The 17,782-nt window shown below is 68.0% G+C and carries 19 protein-coding genes and 2 tRNA genes; 12 read left to right on the top strand and 9 right to left on the bottom strand.

Annotated features, from left to right (window positions below; translation table 11 throughout):
* Positions 1–368: 368 nt before the first annotated feature.
* Positions 369–1,205 carry an HpcH/HpaI aldolase/citrate lyase family protein gene (locus tag ACTZQ5_RS09450; protein ID WP_443584933.1) on the bottom strand — a complete coding sequence of 279 codons (837 nt, stop codon included), beginning with the start codon at positions 1,203–1,205 and terminating at the stop codon, positions 369–371.
* A gap of 74 nt (positions 1,206–1,279) precedes the next feature.
* Here ACTZQ5_RS09450 and ACTZQ5_RS09445 point away from each other — a divergent pair, with 74 nt between their 5' ends.
* The 4 genes from ACTZQ5_RS09445 (at position 1,280) to ACTZQ5_RS09430 (ending at position 5,331) form a co-directional block, all read left to right on the top strand.
* Positions 1,280–2,455: a BaiN/RdsA family NAD(P)/FAD-dependent oxidoreductase gene (locus tag ACTZQ5_RS09445; protein WP_443584911.1), complete on the top strand. Its 1,176-nt coding sequence runs from the start codon at positions 1,280–1,282 to the stop codon at positions 2,453–2,455.
* 62 nt (positions 2,456–2,517) lie between these two features.
* Complete coding sequence (locus ACTZQ5_RS09440; RefSeq protein ID WP_443584910.1) at positions 2,518–2,850, top strand: GFA family protein; 333 nt, start codon at positions 2,518–2,520, stop codon at positions 2,848–2,850.
* A 301-nt stretch (positions 2,851–3,151) separates the two neighbouring features.
* The gene (locus ACTZQ5_RS09435; protein ID WP_443584909.1) at positions 3,152–4,876 is read left to right on the top strand and encodes a DEAD/DEAH box helicase; all 1,725 of its coding nucleotides are present in this window, start codon (positions 3,152–3,154) and stop codon (positions 4,874–4,876) included.
* Entirely contained in the window at positions 4,873–5,331 is a 459-nt protein-coding gene (locus tag ACTZQ5_RS09430) for a YaiI/YqxD family protein (RefSeq protein WP_443584908.1), read from the top strand. The genes ACTZQ5_RS09435 and ACTZQ5_RS09430 overlap by 4 nt, the downstream gene beginning before the upstream one ends.
* Before the next feature lie 68 nt (positions 5,332–5,399).
* Here ACTZQ5_RS09430 and ACTZQ5_RS09425 read toward each other — a convergent pair whose 3' ends face one another.
* Positions 5,400–6,959, bottom strand: coding sequence for an alpha-N-arabinofuranosidase (locus tag ACTZQ5_RS09425; protein ID WP_443584932.1), 1,560 nt, complete (start codon positions 6,957–6,959; stop codon positions 5,400–5,402).
* A 144-nt stretch (positions 6,960–7,103) separates the two neighbouring features.
* Here ACTZQ5_RS09425 and ACTZQ5_RS09420 point away from each other — a divergent pair, with 144 nt between their 5' ends.
* Positions 7,104–7,562 carry a hypothetical protein gene (locus ACTZQ5_RS09420; RefSeq protein WP_443584907.1) on the top strand — a complete coding sequence of 153 codons (459 nt, stop codon included), beginning with the start codon at positions 7,104–7,106 and terminating at the stop codon, positions 7,560–7,562.
* Positions 7,563–7,604: 42 nt separating this feature from the next.
* On the opposite strand, the gene lepA is transcribed toward ACTZQ5_RS09420, so the two are convergent.
* Genes lepA through pnuC form a run of 3 tightly spaced genes read right to left on the bottom strand, consistent with a single transcriptional unit; the run spans position 7,605 to position 10,557 of the window.
* Complete coding sequence (gene lepA, locus ACTZQ5_RS09415) at positions 7,605–9,413, bottom strand: translation elongation factor 4 (RefSeq protein WP_443584906.1); 1,809 nt, start codon at positions 9,411–9,413, stop codon at positions 7,605–7,607.
* A gap of 44 nt (positions 9,414–9,457) precedes the next feature.
* Positions 9,458–9,982 carry an AAA family ATPase gene (locus ACTZQ5_RS09410; protein ID WP_443584905.1) on the bottom strand — a complete coding sequence of 175 codons (525 nt, stop codon included), beginning with the start codon at positions 9,980–9,982 and terminating at the stop codon, positions 9,458–9,460.
* Positions 9,979–10,557 carry a nicotinamide riboside transporter PnuC gene (gene pnuC, locus ACTZQ5_RS09405; protein ID WP_443584904.1) on the bottom strand — a complete coding sequence of 193 codons (579 nt, stop codon included), beginning with the start codon at positions 10,555–10,557 and terminating at the stop codon, positions 9,979–9,981. Before pnuC ends, ACTZQ5_RS09410 begins: the two co-directional genes overlap by 4 nt.
* Positions 10,558–10,691: 134 nt before the next feature.
* Between pnuC and ACTZQ5_RS09400 the strand changes: the two genes are divergently transcribed.
* The 3 genes from ACTZQ5_RS09400 to ACTZQ5_RS09390 all read left to right on the top strand — a co-directional run bounded on the left by ACTZQ5_RS09400 (position 10,692) and on the right by ACTZQ5_RS09390 (position 11,366).
* Positions 10,692–10,768, top strand: a tRNA-Pro gene (locus tag ACTZQ5_RS09400).
* 30 nt (positions 10,769–10,798) lie between these two features.
* Positions 10,799–10,875, top strand: a tRNA-Arg gene (locus ACTZQ5_RS09395).
* Positions 10,876–10,901: 26 nt separating this feature from the next.
* Entirely contained in the window at positions 10,902–11,366 is a 465-nt protein-coding gene (locus ACTZQ5_RS09390) for a hypothetical protein (protein ID WP_443584903.1), read from the top strand.
* Positions 11,367–11,472: 106 nt separating this feature from the next.
* Here ACTZQ5_RS09390 and ACTZQ5_RS09385 read toward each other — a convergent pair whose 3' ends face one another.
* Positions 11,473–11,607 carry a hypothetical protein gene (locus ACTZQ5_RS09385; RefSeq protein ID WP_443584902.1) on the bottom strand — a complete coding sequence of 45 codons (135 nt, stop codon included), beginning with the start codon at positions 11,605–11,607 and terminating at the stop codon, positions 11,473–11,475.
* 114 nt (positions 11,608–11,721) lie between these two features.
* Entirely contained in the window at positions 11,722–12,312 is a 591-nt protein-coding gene (locus ACTZQ5_RS09380) for a cysteine hydrolase family protein (protein ID WP_443584901.1), read from the bottom strand.
* A gap of 68 nt (positions 12,313–12,380) precedes the next feature.
* On the opposite strand from ACTZQ5_RS09380, the gene dinB reads away from it, so the two are divergent.
* The 4 genes from dinB (at position 12,381) to rplA (ending at position 16,100) form a co-directional block, all read left to right on the top strand.
* Complete coding sequence (gene dinB, locus ACTZQ5_RS09375; RefSeq protein ID WP_443584900.1) at positions 12,381–13,493, top strand: DNA polymerase IV; 1,113 nt, start codon at positions 12,381–12,383, stop codon at positions 13,491–13,493.
* Positions 13,494–13,571: 78 nt separating this feature from the next.
* Positions 13,572–14,702, top strand: a complete 1,131-nt coding sequence (locus ACTZQ5_RS09370; RefSeq protein ID WP_443584899.1) for an SET domain-containing protein — start codon at positions 13,572–13,574, stop codon at positions 14,700–14,702.
* A gap of 269 nt (positions 14,703–14,971) precedes the next feature.
* Entirely contained in the window at positions 14,972–15,403 is a 432-nt protein-coding gene (rplK, locus tag ACTZQ5_RS09365) for a 50S ribosomal protein L11 (RefSeq protein WP_443584898.1), read from the top strand.
* 4 nt (positions 15,404–15,407) lie between these two features.
* Positions 15,408–16,100, top strand: coding sequence for a 50S ribosomal protein L1 (gene rplA, locus ACTZQ5_RS09360; RefSeq protein ID WP_443584897.1), 693 nt, complete (start codon positions 15,408–15,410; stop codon positions 16,098–16,100).
* An 83-nt stretch (positions 16,101–16,183) separates the two neighbouring features.
* Here the strand turns inward: rplA and ACTZQ5_RS09355 are convergent, their stop codons facing one another.
* Both ACTZQ5_RS09355 and ACTZQ5_RS09350 read right to left on the bottom strand, forming a co-directional pair.
* Positions 16,184–17,032 (bottom strand): oxidoreductase, encoded by an 849-nt coding sequence (locus tag ACTZQ5_RS09355; RefSeq protein ID WP_443584896.1) that lies wholly within the window; start codon positions 17,030–17,032, stop codon positions 16,184–16,186.
* Between the two features lie 67 nt (positions 17,033–17,099).
* Positions 17,100–17,621 carry a PilZ domain-containing protein gene (locus ACTZQ5_RS09350; protein WP_443584895.1) on the bottom strand — a complete coding sequence of 174 codons (522 nt, stop codon included), beginning with the start codon at positions 17,619–17,621 and terminating at the stop codon, positions 17,100–17,102.
* Positions 17,622–17,782: the final 161 nt, after the last annotated feature.

Raw genomic sequence — 17,782 nt, 5'->3', positions numbered from 1 at the left:
ACTAATGGATATGTAACGAGACATACGAACGGCTTATTCGCTTAACGTGCACACCAGCCCCTGAGGAACCAGCACACACGAGCCGCCGCCCACATGTCCCTTCATCTTACCTACAATGTCAAAGAACACCCGACGCAAATACCCGGCACCCGTTCAAACCCCCTTCCGAGAGCGATACAAGCGCCTGGTTGTCGATGACCACTCCAGCAAGCCGTCCGGCCCGCCGCTGCGGTGACACCCATCTAGGCCCACCTCACAACCCCGTCAACACCATTTTGCAGTTTTTTGACGGTTTTCTGAAAAACACGCTCAGCGAGGCTGCAAGGAGCCTTGGCGGCCATACTGGCGGATGACTCTCCTCCCCCTCGTCATGCCGCGCTTCGTGCCCGCGCCAATATGGCATGCGCCTGCTTCAGATGCGGCGCATCGATCATCCTGCCGTCGAGCTGCAATGTGCCCGCTGCTGGGTTTGCGGCAAAGGCCGCGACGATCGCCTCCGCCGCGGCGATCGCGGCTGCGTCCGGCGAAAAGGCGGCGTTGATCGTGCGCACCTGCGCAGGATGGATCGCCATCATGCCGCTGAAGCCGTCGCGGGCACCACGTGCCGCATAGGCTACGAGGCCTTCGTCATCCCTGATCGACGGAAAGACGGTTTCGATCGCCGCGACCCCTGCGGCATGCGCGCCCATCAACGCGAGCGTCCGCACCACCTCATAGGGCGCAGTGTATCGCCCGTCCGTCTCGCGCGCGGTGACGGCGCCGATCGCCGCGGGCAGATCCTCTGCGCCCCAGGTCAGCCCGGCCAGCCGATCGGCAACCGCCCGGTAACCGCCGAGGCCGAAGATCGCGAGCGGCGTCTCGGTCGCCACCGGCAGGATCGGCACCGCACGCACGCCCATCAGCGCGCTCAATCTCGCCACATCGTCCGCTCCTTCGGCTTTTGGGAGCATCACCCCGTCGGCACCACGCGCGGCGGACAGGTCGTCAGCCAGACCGTCACTGCCGAGGGGATTGATGCGGACGAAACGGAGGATGGGTGAAGACTCCCGCAGGAACTGCGCCACCGCCTCGCGCGCGGCGGATTTGGCGGCGGGCGCGACCGAATCCTCCAGATCGAGGATCACCGCGTCCGCACCGCTCGCCACGGCCTTGGCGAAGCGCTCCGGGCGGTCGCCGGGCACGAACAGCAGGGATCTCAGCCGCATCATCGTCTTCATGCGCCGTCGTACCATCCGATGCGCGGAAGACAATCGCACCTGCGGTCGCTAACGGGCGCGGCATGGCCCCTCCCCCTTACGATGCGATCATCCTCGGCGCCGGTGCCGCCGGCCTCATGTGCGCCGCCGTGGCCGGCCAGCGCGGCCGCCGCGTGCTGCTGGTCGACCATGCCGAGGCGCCGGGCAAGAAGATCCTGATCTCCGGCGGCGGGCGCTGCAACTTCACCAACATCCATACCGCGCCCGATCGCTATCTGTCGGCCAATCCGCATTTCGCCAAATCGGCGCTCGGCCGCTACACCGCCGCCGACTTCCTGGCCCTGGTCGAGCGGCATCGCATCGCCTGGCATGAGAAGACGCTCGGCCAGTTGTTCTGCGACGGATCGGCACGTCAGATCGTCGCGATGCTGATGGACGAATGCACCGCGGGCCACGTGGACATCGCTTTATCGTCTCCCGTGGGGGAGATCGGCCATGACGGCACGCATTTCACCGTTGCGCTGCCGCGTCGCACCGTCGCGGCCGCGCGGCTGGTGATCGCCACCGGCGGGCCGTCGATCCCCAAGCTCGGCGCCACCGGCTTCGCCTACGACTGCGCGCGGCAGTTCGGACTGAAGGTGGTCGAGCCGCGGCCGGCGCTGGTGCCGCTGACCCTGGGCGGCGACGAGGCCCTGTTCCGGACGCTGTCGGGCGTCGCGGCTGAGGTGACGGCAAGCGCCGGCAAGGCGCGTTTCCGCGAGGCGGCGCTGTTCACCCATCGCGGTCTGTCGGGGCCGGCGATCCTGCAGGTATCGAGCTATTGGCGCCCGCGCGAGCCGATCGCGATCGACTTCACACCGGATGCCACCTCAGGCTGGCTGCTCGACGCCAAACGCGCGCAGCCGCGCACCACGTTGCGCCGGACGCTGGCGGCCACCCTGCCCGACCGGCTTGCCGAGGCGCTGGCCGACCGGATCGGGCTCGGCGAGCTGGGCGCAACCGGCGACCGCAAGCTGGAAGACGCGGCACGGCAATTGTCCGCGTGGCGCTTCATGCCCAACGGCACCGAAGGCTTCGCCAAGGCGGAGGTCACGGTCGGCGGCATCAGCACCGCGGATCTCTCGTCGCAGACGCTGGAGGCGCGGCGGGTCCCCGGCCTGCATGCGATCGGCGAGGCGGTGGATGTGACCGGCTGGCTCGGCGGGTATAATTTCCAATGGGCTTGGGCGAGCGGCTGGGCTGCGGCGCAGGCCGTGTAGCGCTGCCGTCGCGCCGGTCATGCCGATTTGCAGGCGGTGGCGGCCAGTGCCTATAAGTCGCCATGACCGCTCAGGGGAGCTGCCACTGCGGCAACGTCCGCATCGAACTGCCGCACGCGCCGGCGTGGGTCGCAGCCTGCAACTGCTCGCTGTGCCGCAGGCTGGCGTGGCGGGTTGCTTACTACCCGCCGGACCAGGTCCGCATCATGGGCGAGACGAAGGCCTATATCTGGGGCGATCGGATGATCGGCATCCATCATTGCCCGGTCTGCGGCTGTGGCACCCACTGGCAATCGCTCGGCGAGGATTTCGGCAGGATGGGCGTCAACGCCCGCCTGCTCGACGGCTTCGACGAAGCGGATATCGAGGTCAGGGCTTGCGACAACACGGGATGATCCGCGGTCAACCCGAGGGGATTCCACAAGATAGCCGGGCGCGAGTTGCGCGCGGGGGCATTTGGGCGTAGGGGCAGCGGCGCGGCCTCGCTCGGCCTCGGCTTCGCGGATCAGGCGGCGCAGGGTCTTCAGGGGTCACGGAAACGGCCATGATGCCGGGCGCCCAGGCGCCTCCATCGCGCCCGTATTGCCGCCCGCGATTGGCCCGCGATGTTTCCATCGCGATAACATTGTCCCCGATGCGTTCCCGCCATGGCGCCAAGCCTTGGCTTCGGGGGCGCCGCTCCCATTTAGGTTTTCGATGCCCTTTTCCTCCCTTCCCCCGCTTCTTGCAGAAGCGCTCGTCGCCCGTGGCTATGAAGCGCCCACCGCCGTCCAGGCGGCGGTGATCGAGCCCGACACCACCGGCCGCGACCTGATCGTGTCCGCACAGACCGGCTCGGGCAAAACCGTCGCCTTCGGTCTCGCCATGGCCGGCGAACTGCTCGCCGACGGCACGCTGCCGCCGCCGGGCCTGCCGCTCGCGCTCATCATCGCGCCGACGCGCGAACTCGCCTTGCAGGTCAGCCGCGAACTGATGTGGCTCTACAAGGAGGCGCATGCCCGCATCGCCACCTGCGTCGGCGGCATGGATGCCAGCAAGGAGCGCCGCTCGCTCAGCCATGGCGCGCATATCGTCGTTGGCACCCCCGGCCGCCTGCGCGACCATCTGGAGCGCGGCGCGCTCGACCTGTCGGCGCTGCGCGTCGCGGTGCTCGACGAAGCGGACGAGATGCTCGACATGGGCTTCCGCGAGGATCTGGAGCAGATCCTCGATGCCTCGCCCGCCGAGCGGCGCACGCTGATGTTCTCGGCGACGATGCCCAAGCCGATCGTCGCACTCGCCAAGCGTTACCAGAACGATGCGCTGCGCATCTCGACCGTCGGCGAAGCGCGCGGCCATGGCGACATCGCCTATCAGGCGGTCACCGTCGCACCCGCCGATATCGAGCATGCGGTCATCAACCTGCTGCGCTTCCACGAAGCGGAGACGGCGATCCTGTTCTGCGCGACGCGCGACAACGTCCGCCACCTGCACGCCAGCCTGGTGGAACGCGGCTTCGCCGCCGTGGCGCTGTCGGGCGAGCACAGCCAGAACGAGCGCAACCAGGCATTGCAGGCGCTGCGCGATCGTCGTGCGCGCGTGTGCGTCGCGACCGACGTCGCCGCGCGCGGCATCGACCTGCCGTCGCTCAGCCTCGTCGTCCACGTCGAGCTGCCCCGCGATGCGGAGACGTTGCAGCACCGGTCGGGTCGCACGGGCCGCGCCGGCAAGAAGGGCACGGCGGTGCTGATCGTCCCCTATCCGCGCCGCCGCCGCGTCGACATGATGCTGCGCCAGGCGAAGATCGCGGTGGACTGGATCCCGGCGCCGAGCGCCGACGATATCAGGAAGCAGGATCGCGAGCGTCTGATCGCCACCCTGCTCGCGCCGATCGAGTTCGACGACGAGGATCGCGAGCTCGCCACGCGGCTGATGGCGGAAAAGTCGCCGGAGGATATCGCCGCGGCGCTGGTCCATGCCCATCGCGCCGCCATGCCGCAGGCGGAAGACCTGCTCGATTCGGCCGCGCCGCAGCAGAGCGACCGCACGCAGGGGCACCGGCCGGGCTTCGAGGATACCGTCTGGTTCCGCATGGATATCGGCCGCCGCCAGAACGCCGATCCGCGCTGGCTGCTGCCGCTGATCTGCCGCCGCGGCCATATCACCAAGGCGGAGATCGGCGCGATCCGGATCAACCCCAACGATACGCTGTTCGAGGTGCCGCGCACCGTCGCCGACCGCGTGCTGGCGAGCGTGCGCCGCACCGCCAATCCGGAAAGCGACGAGGGCAGCCTGCAGATCACGCCCTTCGCCGGCAATCCGCGCGAGGGCCAAGGCGGCGGTGACCGCGCGCCGCGCGCGGGAGGCGGGCGGCCGCGCTCGGGCAGCGGCGCACCGGCACGGCACCAGGCCAAGCCCTATCGCAAGGGGCCGCGCGGGTGAGCGACGAACGCGTCCGCATCCTCGTCGATGCGGACGCCTGTCCGGTGAAGGACGAAATCTACAAGGTCGCCTGGCGCCGCGAGGTGCCGGTGACCATCGTCAGCAACAGCCACTTCCGCGTGCCCCAGCATCCGCTGGTCAGCCGCGTGGTGGTGAGCGACGGCTTCGACGCCGCCGATGACTGGATCGCCGAGGCGGCGGATGGCCGCGCGATCGTGGTGACCGCCGACATCCTTCTCGCCGACCGCTGCCTGAAGGCCGGTGCGAGCGTGATCGCGCCGACGGGCAAGCCGTTCACCACCGCGTCGATCGGCGGCGCTATCGCCACCCGGGCGATCATGGCGGACCTGCGCGCCGGTGGCGATCAGCTGGGCGGCCCCAAGCCCTTCGTCGCGGCGGATCGCAGCCGCTTCCTCCAGGCACTGGACGCTGCGCTGGCGAAGCTGCAACGCTGATCCGACTGTCAGCTCCTGCCGTTCGTGCCTCGACAGGCTCGGCACGAACGGAGGGAGCCGACACCCCCTTATCGGATATCCAGCATCACCACCGACTTAGGGGGCAACGTGACGTTGAGCGTGCCCGCCGACAGCGTCGCACCGGTGAACGCCACCGGCTTCACCGCGTCGGGCGCGTCGAAGCTGTTGTGCGCGTCCATCGCCGGGGCGGTGAGGATACGGCCGGTGACGCCCGCGCCGGTGACGCCGTCCAGCGTGACGCTGACGCTGGCAGGCTGGTTCGGATCGACGTTGGTGAGGCCCATGTGGACGGCGCCGTCCACCCCGCGCACGGCGCTGGCGCTCACCGCCTTCATCACCCATTGGTTGCGATGGTACCAGCGCGAGGTGACCTCGACCGGCAGCACGACGCCGTCCTGATAGTCCTTGTAGAGGTCGAACACCCAATAGGTCGGCGTCTTCACCATCTTCGCGCCGTCGGTCAGCATCATCGCCTGCAGCACGTTGACCATCTGCGCGATGTTCGCGCCGCGCAGCCGATCGGTGTGCTTGGCGAAGATATCGAAGTTCAGGCTGGTGACGATCGCGTCGCGGAGCGAATTCTGCTGGTAGAGGAAGCCGGGGTTGGTGCCGGGCTCGACATCGTACCAGGTGCCCCATTCGTCGACCAGCAGCGCCACCCGCTTGTCGCGGTCGTATGTGTCCATGATCTGCGCATGCTTGCTGATGATCTCGTCCATCTTCAGCGTCTTGGACAAGGTCACCGCCCAGGCGTCCTCGTCGAAGCCGGTCGCGGCGCCCTTCTTCCCCCAGGTGCCGGGCACCGTGTAATAATGCACGCCGATGCCGTCGAAATGACGCCCCGCATCGCGCATCATCACCTCGGTCCAATGGGTGTCGTCCGAATTGGCGCCGCTCGCGATCTTCATCAGGCGCTGGCCCTGCGGCACCTTGACGAACGTGCCGTAGCGGCGGGTAAGATCGGCGGCATATTCGGGCCGCATGTTGCCGCCACAGCCCCACAATTCGTTGCCGAGGCCGAACATGGTGAGCTTCCACGGCTCCTTGCGCCCGTTCGCCGCGCGCTCGCGCGCCAGGCTGGAGCCGGTCGGCGAGGTCATATATTCGACCCATTCCGCCATTTCGGCAGGCGTGCCGTTGCCGACGTTGCCGGACACATAAGGCTCGGCACCGACGAGTTCGGAGAAGTTCATGAATTCGTGCGTGCCGACGGCATTGTCCTCGGTCACACCGCCCCAGTTGGTGTTGATCTTCACCGGTCGCTTGCCGCGCGGGCCGATCCCTTCGCGCCAGTGATATTCGTCGGCGAAGCAGCCGCCCGGCCAGCGAATCACCGGCACGCGGATCGCCTTCAACGCATCCACCACGTCGCGGCGATACCCTTGCACGTTGGGGATCTTGCTGCCCGTGCCGACCCAGATGCCGCCATAGATGCCGGTGCCGAGATGCTCGGCGAACTGGCCGAACAGGCGCTTGTCGAACTTGGGGGCGGGCCGGTCGCCATGCACGACGACGGTTGCAGGCGCGTCGGCGGCAGGTGCCTGCTGCGCGACGGCGGGAGCGGCAAGCATCGTGCCCGCCATCATCAGCGCCACCGCGCCCAACATCGTCCGCATGCCCCGTCTCCCTCGACCCTATCTCAATGGTTTGTCGGACAATATCCGCCGTCGCGGAATGCGCAAGCCGGCATCGCGGAACCAACCCGAACGTCGACCGATTATCGCGATCATTCCCGAAACGGAGTTTCCGCCATGATCCGACCCCTTCTGCTCGGTGCCGCCCTGATCGCCGCCGCGCCGGTCCTTGCCCAGACGCAGACTGCCAGCCCCGCCGATCAGGCGAGCACGCCCCTGCCCTATGATCCCGGCCGTGACAGCAACACCCCGCGCAGCAACGCGATCGCTGCCGAGACGGCGCCCGGCGTCGCGGCTGCGAACGCCGAGACGCTGGCGCAGGCGCGGTTGCAGGATGGCGCGGCCAATGCCGTGAATGCCGCCAACGATGCGCGTTACGCCGCCGACGTCCGCCGCTATCGCGCCGCCATGCGTCACCGGCGGCAGGTCATCGCCACCGACGCCGCGGTGCAGAACGATCGCGAGCGCGCCTATGCGATGGCGATGGCCGATTGGCGCGCGCAGGTCGCCGCCTGCAAGCGCGGCCGGACCCGCGCGTGCAAGATGCCGAGCCCGGATCCGCAGAACTATATGTGACACGACGGCCGGGCCGCCTCATCGCGGCCCGGCACCTGTCGCTTACCCCTCGTCGCCCATGCGCAGTGCGGCGATAAAGGCTTCCTGCGGGATGCTGACGCTGCCGTACTCCCGCATCCGCGCCTTGCCCTTCTTCTGCTTGTCGAGCAGCTTGCGCTTACGGGTGGCGTCGCCACCGTAGCATTTCGCGGTCACGTCCTTGCGCATCGCGCTGATCGTCTCGCGCGCGATCACCTTGCCGCCGATCGCCGCCTGGATCGGGATCTTGAACATGTGCCTGGGGATCAGCTCCTTCAGCCGCTCTACCATGCCGCGCCCGCGTACCTCGGCGGTGCCGCGGTGGACGATCATCGACAGCGCGTCGACCGGCTCCTCGTTGACGAGGATGCTCATCTTGACGAGGTCCCCCTCGCGATAGCCGATCTGGTGATAGTCGAAGCTCGCATAGCCCTTGGACAGCGATTTCAGCCGATCGTAGAAGTCGAACACCACCTCGTTGAGCGGCAGCTCATAAGTCGCCTGCGCGCGCCCCGACACATAGGTCAGGTTCTTCTGGATGCCGCGCCGGTCCTGGCACAGCTTCAGGATGGAGCCGAGATATTCGTCGGGGACGTAGATCGTCGCCTCGATCCACGGTTCGCTGATGCTCTCGATCTTGTTGGGATCGGGCATGTCGGCAGGATTGTGCAGGTCGATCTGCCCGCCGCCGTGCGTCAGCTCGATCTGATAGACCACCGACGGCGCGGTCGTGATGAGGTCGAGGTCGTATTCGCGGGTCAGCCGCTCCTGGATGATCTCGAGGTGCAGCAGCCCCAGGAACCCGCAGCGGAAGCCGAAGCCCAGCGCCGCGCTCGTCTCCATCTCGAAGCTGAACGAGGCGTCGTTGAGCCTGAGCTTGCTGATCGATTCGCGCAGCTTCTCGAAGTCGTTGGCATCGATCGGGAACAGGCCGCAGAACACCACCGGCTGCACTTCCTTGAACCCCGGCAGCGCCTCGGCGGCAGGCTTCTTCGCATCGGTCAGCGTGTCGCCGACGCGCGCCTGCGCCACGTCCTTGATCTGCGCGGTGATGAAGCCGATCTCGCCCGGCCCCAGTTCGGCCAGCTGCTCGATCTTCGGCCGGAAGCAGCCGACGCGATCGACCAGGTGCGTGGTGCCCGCCTGCATGAAGGCGACCTGCTGCCCCTTCCTGAGCACGCCCTCCATCACGCGCACGAGGATGACGACGCCGAGATACGGGTCGTACCACGAATCGACCAGCATCGCCTTCAGCGGCGCGGCCGCATCGCCCTTGGGCGCCGGAATCTTGGTGACGATCGCTTCCAGGATATCGTCGATACCGATCCCCGACTTGGCGCTCGCCAGCACCGCCTCGGAGGCGTCGAGGCCGATCACGTCCTCGATCTCCTTGCGCACCTTTTCCGGTTCGGCGGCGGGCAGGTCGATCTTGTTGATGACCGGCACGATCTCATGGTCGTGCTCGATCGACTGGTAGACGTTGGCGAGCGTCTGCGCCTCGACGCCCTGCGCCGCGTCGACGACCAGCAGCGCGCCCTCGCACGCCGCAAGGCTCCGCGACACCTCATAGGCGAAGTCGACGTGGCCCGGCGTATCCATCAGGTTGAGCGTGTAGGTGACGCCATCCTTGGCCGGATAGGACAGGCGCACGGTCTGCGCCTTGATGGTAATGCCGCGTTCCTTCTCGATATCCATGTTGTCGAGCACCTGGCTCGACATCTCGCGGTCGGTCAGGCCGCCGGTGCGCTGGATCAGCCGGTCGGCGAGGGTCGACTTGCCATGGTCGATATGGGCGATGATCGAGAAGTTACGGATCTGCGAAAGCGGGGTCATGGCCGCGCCCCTAGCAGGGTGTGGGCGGCTTGCGCTAGGGCGTGCTAATCGCGGGTCAGCGCCTCGATCGCGCGCAGCGTGTTGATGTAGCGCGCGCCGCCCTCCCCCGTCACCAGCGCCCAGCGGACGCCGCGCTCCTCCAGGATCGCACGGCTCAGCTCGAAGAAGCGCCGCCGCTCGGCCACGCTGCCGAACACGCGCGATCCATCCTCCACCCACGGCAGGTCGATGTCGTAGAGCAGGTAGATGTCGGCCGTGTTGGTCCAGGTCGCGAACCAGGGATCGCGGCGGCCGAACATCATGTCCGCCCATACCGCGGTCATCAGCGGATCGGTGTCGAGGATGACGGGATAATGCCGCTCGCCGAGCGCATGCCGGGTCTTGGCGTCATGCCCCTTCCCGATCTCCACCAGGTCCGCCATCGTCAGGTCGGTGCCGAACGCCTCGCAATAGGCACGGCCGAACTCGGCGACGAACGGCACGCCGCCGAAATGCTGGGCGAGCCGCGGCGCCAGCGTCGACTTGCCGGTGCTCTCCGGCCCATGCAGGCAGATCGAGCGCGGGGTCATGCCAGCGCCACCCGCAGCTGCCGCCCCTCGGCACGCCGCCAGTCGATCAGGCCCCAGATCGCGAGCCCCAGCAGCACGGCATACAGCGCCGCGGTGAACCACAGCCCCTTGGCCAGATAGAGCGGCACGCTCGCCACATCCACGGCGATCCACACCCACCAGCTCTCGATCGCGCGACGCGCCTGCATCAGCTGCGCGGCGACGGACGCGATCGCTATCCCCCCGTCCCACCACGGGTAGGAGGCATCGGTGTAGCGGTGCATCAGCGTTCCCCACAGCAGGCAGGCGGCGGTGCCGGCAAGGAGCCACCCGGCGCGGGTCGCCGCATCCAGTCGCTCGACCACCACCTCGCCGGCCTGCGCGCGGCTTCTCGCCCAGTTCGCCCAGCCGTACAGGTTGGCGACGAAGAAGAAGCCTTGCAGCAGCGCGTCGCTGTAGAGCCGCGCCTCCGCGAAGACCCAGCCGTAGATGGCGACGGCGACCAGCGCGACCGGATAGTTCCAGACGCTGCGGCCGGCGACGAGCGCGACGTTGACGACGACCAGCGCGGCGGCGAGGGCTTCGGGCGTATTCACGGGCGCCTGCCTAGGGCGTGCGACAAGGATTTCGCAAGCCCCTCGAATCCGGTGTTGCATCCCTGAAAAGCCGTGGCTATAGGCGCGCCTCCAAGCACGGTCGGCCCCGCCAAACGGGACCGGACGTACTCCGTCGGGGAGTAGCTCAGCCTGGTAGAGCACTGTCTTCGGGAGGCAGGGGCCGGAGGTTCGAATCCTCTCTTCCCGACCACATTCGCTGCGGTTCCCGCCGTGGCACCAAGCGCCCGTAGCTCAGCTGGATAGAGCATCAGACTACGAATCTGAGGGTCGGACGTTCGAATCGTTCCGGGCGCGCCATTTTCCATTCACAGCAGACGGAGCCGATGGCTTTGGTCGACAAGAGCTGGGGCGTCGCCCCTGCGGCAGGATTCCGCGTCAGGAGCAATGCGAGCGCCGACGATCGGGCCGCCGAGCGCGCCCGTGCGCGCGACGCCCGTGCGGCGGAACGTGTCGCCGCGATGGAGCAACGCCTGCAGCAGCGCGAGGCGAACCGCGAGGGTGAAACGCAGGCGCGCGAACAGGAACGACTCGCCAGGCGCGAGGCGGAACAGGCGGCGGCGTCGGGCGATCCGCATGCGGCCGCCGCGCAGCGCCGCCGCGGTTCGGGGCGCAAGGATGTCGTCCGCGAGCAGCGTGACACGCGCGGCTATACGACGATCGTGGATATCGAGCGGATGCGCGTGCTGGCGAAGCGCGGCGCCTCCGTCGCCGGACTGGCCGGCGCCTTCGGCATCAGCGAGGCGGAGGTGGAACAGGCGCTGGCTGGCGAGGCCGAAGCGGAAAGCTGAGCCGGTCGAGGGCTGCTCTCCACGAGCCTTACGCCGGAAGGCACAGCGCCCCCCGACAGGCTCACGACAAAACGGCAGTTGGCAAGCAGGTCCTGCGCGAGGCGCATTACGCCGCCCGCGCAAGGCTCCGCACCGCGGCACGGTCGTTGGCCACCGGCCGTGCGGGCGCTGCCACGACGGCGCGGAGAGCCTCCGCCTGCTGACGGCGGTAGGAGAACAGAAGAGCGATCAGGCTGAACATGGGAATGGCTCCTGGGGAAGGATTGCTGCGATGCAGCATTGCCATCCATATGTTGCCCAAGCCTAAATGCGGCAATTGCAATGATCCCCGGCACGCATGCGCCGGACGCAATCGTCAAGCCGCCGCCGCGACCCACTCGGTCAGGCTAAAGGCATCGGTCGGGCGAGTTTCCGCCGCCATGCTGTTCTTCATGATCTCGACCGCCCAGCGCGTGCGCTCCTCATGGTTGCCTGCAATCGCGTCCGAAGGCACCCACAGCTCATATTGGCGCATATGCGCATCCGCCGCGGTGAACAGCACGCAGATGTCGGCCGCGACCCCCGTCAGCACCAGGCGGCTGACGCCGAGTTGCGGCAGCAGCACCGGCAGGTTGGTCGCATAGAAGCCGGAGAATTGCGGCTTGATGATGAAGAAGTCGTCGCGACGCGGGCGCAGCGCGCGGGTCAGGTCGCGGCCCGGCGCATCCTTGGCGAGCGTATCCTCGATCAGCCGGTCGCGTTCGGAATGCCATTGGCCATTGTTGTCGTTGACGTAGATCACCGGCACGCCGGCGGCATCCGCCGCGTCGCGCAGGTCCAGGATGGGACCGACCGTCGCCTCGGCGGCCGGCTTCAACCGCTCGCCGCCCTCGAAGTCGAGGGCATTGACCATGTCGATGATGACCAGCGCGGTCTTCCCGGGCGCAGTCTCGGATTGTGCCGTCATCCGAGCATTTTAGCGCAACCGGAGCCGGGGCGCCTTGATCTGCGTCGCGATCGGAACGAAACGGGGACATGGCCGACGACGAGCCTTCCGTCCAGCACCCTCCCGTTCAGCGAAAGGTGATCCATGTCGACATGGACGCCTTCTATGCCTCGGTCGAGCAGCGCGACGATCCGGCGCTGCGCGGGCGGCCGGTCGCGGTCGGCGGATCGCGCGCCCGCGGCGTGGTGGCGGCGGCGAGCTACGAGGCGCGGGCCTTTGGCGTGCGCAGCGCGATGCCCTCGGTCACCGCGATCCGCCGCTGCCCCGACCTCGTCTTCGTCCGCCCGCGTTTCGACGTGTACAGCGGCATCTCGCGACAGATCCGCGCGATCTTCGCCGATTACACCGACGCGATCGAACCCTTGTCGCTCGACGAAGCCTATCTCGACGTCACCGAGGACCGCCACGGGCTGGGCTCGGCCAGGGCGATCGCCGAACAGATCCGCGCCCGCATCCGCGCCGAAACCGGCCTCACCGCATCGGCGGGGGTGAGCTACAACAAGTTCATCGCCAAGCTCGCCTCCGACCAGAACAAGCCCGATGGCCTGTGCGTCATTCCGCCGCACAAGGGCGCGGCGTTCGTCGCGTCGCTGCCGGTGAAGCGGTTCCACGGCGTCGGGCCGGTGACCGCGGCGAAGATGGAGCGGCTCGGCATCCTGACCGGAGCGGATCTGCGCGACCGCCCCCTCGCCTTCCTTCAAGCGCATTTCGGCTCCTATGCCGATTATCTCTTCCGCGCCGCGCGCGGCGAGGACCATCGGCCCGTCCGCTCGCATCGCCAGTCCAAGTCGGTCGGCGCCGAGCGGACGTTCGAGACGAACCTTTCCGCCCGCGACGCGCTGCATGCGGCGCTCGCGCGGGTTGCCGAGGCGGCCTGGGTGCGGATCGACCGGTCGGGAACGCGCGGGCGGACGGTGACGCTGAAGCTGCGCCACTCGGATTTCCGTACGATCACCCGCGCCCGCTCCTTCCCGGTCGCCATCACCGATCAGGCCGCCTTCCTCGCCATCGGCATCGAACTGCTGGATGCGCAACTGCCGGTGCCCGACGGCGTGCGCCTGCTCGGGCTGACACTGTCGGGCATCATCGGCGACAACGATGACGACGACCCGGACGAGGCGCAGCCCAGTCTTCCGCTCTGATACCGTCCGCTCCGGTCCAACCCTCTCGACGGATTCACCATCTTGGTTTACGCCCGGTTCATCGGACGGGTTGGGGGAATGACGGTCGAGCCTTGGTTCATCGCGGCGATGACGCTGAGCCTGGCCGGCTATGGCCTCTACCTCGCCGGCCTGCGCCGTCACCTGGTGGAGCCGAGCCGGGCGTCCTGGCTGATCTGGGCGGTCGCCACGGGGGTGGAGGCGGCGACCTATCTCGCGGTCAATCCGGGCGAGGTGCAGGGGCTGGTCTTCGCCGCCTCCGCCATCGCCTGCATCCTGGTGACGCTGGCGATGTGGCGCCGCTCGCGCTGGACCCGCCCCTCGTCCACCGAGACGATCTGCATGGGGGCAAGCCTGGCCGCGATCGTGCTGTGGCTGCCGCTCAAGGAAACGTTCTGGGCGCATATGCTGGTGGTGGCCGCCGTGCCGCTCGGCTTCTGGCCGACCTGGCTGAGCGTGTGGGAGGATCGCGCACGCGAACGCTCGCCGGCCTGGGGGCTGTGGACGTTAGGCGATCTTACCACGCTGATCGTCGCCACGCGCAGTCCGGGTTCGGGGGTCGGCGAATATGCCTATGTGCTGGTCGAACTGCTCTGCCACGCCAGCGTCTGGTTCATGGTCGGGCTCGGCACGCTCAACCCGCTGCGTTCGTTCGGGCGGCGCGAGGGGGGCCTGCGCGTCCTCGATGCCTATCTGCCGGCGAACCCGTTCGCGATCGGCGAAACGCACCTCGGCAAGGCGGTGTTCGCCGCGCAGGGGTTTGCGGCGGACGAGCGGATCGTGCGCTTTTCCGGCCGCACCGTGCCGGCCTCGCGCCTGCCGCGCGGCCTCAGCGGCGCGGCAGACCGCTTCCTGCAGATCGCGCGCGACCGCTACATGGGGCCATCGGGGCGGATCGACGACCTCATCAACCACAGCTGCACGCCCAACGCCGGCCTGCGCTTCACTGCGGACGGCGTGTTCCTCTGCGCACTCCGGCCGATCCCGCCGGGCGAGGAAATCGCCTGGGACTATTCGACCACCCTCGCCGATCCGGACTGGTCGATGCAGTGCGGCTGCGGCAGCCCGCAATGCCGCGGCGTGGTCCGCGCCTTCGCGCTGCTGCCGGTGGAGACGCAGGATCGCTACTGTGCGCTGGGCATCGTCGCCCCCTATCTCGATGAGCCGGCGGTGGCGGTGCAGGCGGCCTAGGTGTTCACGCGAAGACGCAAAGACGCGAAGAGGATGGGTTACGCCGCGAGCGGCCAACTTCATGGCACGGTGGCTTGAGCAGGCGCTTCGCGCCGGGCGAGACATCTTTGCGTCTTCGCGGCTTTGCGTGAACCACCCTCGTTTCGCACCGCATTGCACCCCGCACCATTTTCCGCTAACGGCCCGCGCTTCCCACTCCTGACGGAGCGTGGATGCTTGCGGGAGGGCGTGTCGCCCGATCGGACCGCTAAACTTGAAACGAGAGTGACATGGCAAAGAAGATCACAGGTTACATCAACCTGCAGGTTCCTGCAGGCGACGCCAAGCCCGCCCCGCCGATCGGCCCGGCGCTGGGTCAGCGCGGCGTGAACATCATGGAATTCTGCAAGGCGTTCAACGCGCAGACGACCGATATGGACAAGGGCACGCCGCTGCCCACCAAGATCACCGTCTACGCCGACCGTTCGTTCTCGTTCGAGATCAAGACGCCGCCGGCCTCGTTCCTCATCAAGAAGGCGGCGAACCTCAAGTCGGGCTCGAAGGAGCCGGGCAAGGTTTCCGCGGGCAAGATTGCGCGCTCGAAGCTCGCCGAAATCGCCCAGACCAAGATGAAGGACCTGAACGCCAACGACATCGAGGCTGCGACCAAGATCATCGAAGGCTCCGCCCGCGCGATGGGCCTCGAAGTGGTGGAGGGCTAAGATCATGGCGAAGCTCAGCAAGAAGCAGAAGGCCAACGCCATCGACCCGACGACGCTGCACGGCGTCGACCAGGCGATCGCCCTCGCCAAGCAGAACGCCACCGCCAAGTTCGACGAGACCATCGAGGTCGCGCTGAACCTGGGCGTCGATCCGCGCCACGCCGACCAGATGGTCCGCGGCGTCGTGACGCTGCCCGCCGGCACCGGCAAGACCGTCCGCGTCGGCGTTTTCGCCCGCGGCGCCAAGGCTGACGAAGCGCGCGCCGCCGGCGCCGACGTCGTCGGTGCGGAAGACCTGATGGAGACGATCCAGGGCGGCACGATCGATTTCGACCGCTGCATCGCGACCCCGGACATGATGGGCGTCGTCGGTCGCCTCGGCAAGGTGCTCGGCCCCAAGGGCCTGATGCCGAACCCGAAGCTCGGCACCGTCACCATGAACGTCGCCGAAGCGGTGAAGGCCGCCAAGGGCGGTCAGGTCGAATATCGCGTCGAGAAGGCCGGCATCATCCACTCCGGCATTGGCAAGGCCTCGTTCAGCCAGGAAGACCTGCGCCGCAACTTCGACGCGCTGGTCGATGCGGTGGTCAAGGCGAAGCCGTCGGGCGCCAAGGGCAAGTACGTCCGCAAGGTCGCGCTGAGCTCGACCATGGGTCCGGGCATCCGCGTCGACACCGCCGAGGTCGCGGGCGCCTAAGCCTTTTCGCACCCCGCGAAACACGAAGAGGGCCGGGAGCGATCCCGGCCCTCTTTGCGTGTGCCGTGCCCGCGCAGCCGCGCTTACCCGTCCGGGAAATCCGCACCCAGCGCCTGCTCCCGCCGCCCCTCGATCTCCGCCAGCCGTTCGCGCAGCTTGGCCGTGACCGCATCAAAGCCGAACCTGCCCAGCACCAGATGGCGCGGCGGATTGGGCTCCTCGGTCGCCGCGATGATCGCCTCGCCCGCGCGCACCGGATCGCCGGGCTGTTCGCCGCTATAGCCCTTGGTCGTGTCCATCCGCTTGCCGGCAGTGTCGGCGTAGTCGACGATCGTGACCGGTGTCTGCTGGAGCGAGCGGCCCGCCCAGTCGGTGCGGAACGGCCCCGGCTCGACGCAGGTCACCGCGATGCCGAGCGGCCCGACCTCCGCGGCGAGCGCGTCCGACCAGCCCTCGACCGCATGTTTGGACGCGGCATAATAGCCCGATCCCGGAAAACCGATCAGCCCGGCGACCGAGGTGAAGTTGACGATATGGCCGCTGCGCCGGGTCCGCATCCCCGGCAGCACCGCGCGGGTGAGCGCGAACAGGCCGAACACGTTGGTATCGAACTGGGCGCGGATCGCCTCTTCGCGCCCCTCTTCGACGCTCGCCTGATAGCCGTAGCCGGCATTGTTCACGAGTACGTCGATCCGGCCGAAGCGATTCTCCGCCGCCGCCACCGCCTGTGCGATCTCCTGCGGTTCGGTGACGTCGAGCGCGACGGCGAGCGCCCGGTCCTCGCGACCCGCGACGAGGTCTGCGACACGGTCCGCGTCGCGTGCGGTGACCACCGCGCGCCAGCCGCGATCGAGCACCAGCCGGGCCAGATCGCGGCCGAAGCCGGTGGAACAGCCGGTGATGAACCACACCGGAGCATCGGGAAGCGCCATGATGACGGGCCTTTCCTGAGGAACACTGAAGGAAAGGCGGCAATGCCGCGCGATCCCCGATGTTCCACTACGGCCGGTTCGTCGGCGGTTCCTGGCCGGCGCTGCCGTCGAGATGCGCGCCGATCGCGGCGAACGGGCGCGACAGGATGCCGCCGACCTGCTGGGCGACGATCACCGATGCCGCACCGATGGCGAGCACCAATACGACGAACTGGAAGCCGGAAGCGAAACGGCGGCTGCGCGCCTCGCGATCGGCGATCGGCAGCGCCCGACGCTGTGCGGTGCGGCGGTCGCCGGTATCGACGGTGCCGGGCTTGTGCGCCGGCGGCTTGGCCGAGACGATCCCGTCCATGTCGATCGCATCCTGCGTCCGCACGCCGAAATAGCCGCCGCTCTGCCATACGACGCGGCCGACGATGATATGGTGGACGCGGCGGATTTCGATCACCGTTCCCGGCCGGCAATCGGTATCGGCGGCGGCGAGCAGTCCGCGCGACGACATGTTGTGGATGGTCACGTCGCCCCAGGCATCGCCCGAGCGCATGCGCGCGCGGACCAGGACCTTGCGGCGAGCCTCGCGCTTCTTCACGCGTGCGCCGATCGCGACGGGCGAACACCGCTGGATGCGGCCGGGGGAAAAAGCTCGATCATTTCGGACCTTCTTGCGGCCCATTGGTTAAAAGGCGGTAATCGGACGCGGTATTTCGGGGCAAAAAGGGCACCGGCCGACGACCGGCGCCCCCTTTTTCC

Source organism: Sphingomonas cellulosilytica, assembly GCF_052321755.1.
In the GTDB taxonomy this organism is placed as follows: Bacteria; Pseudomonadota; Alphaproteobacteria; order Sphingomonadales; family Sphingomonadaceae; genus Sphingomonas.
This window is presented reverse-complemented; position numbering and strand designations above follow the sequence as displayed.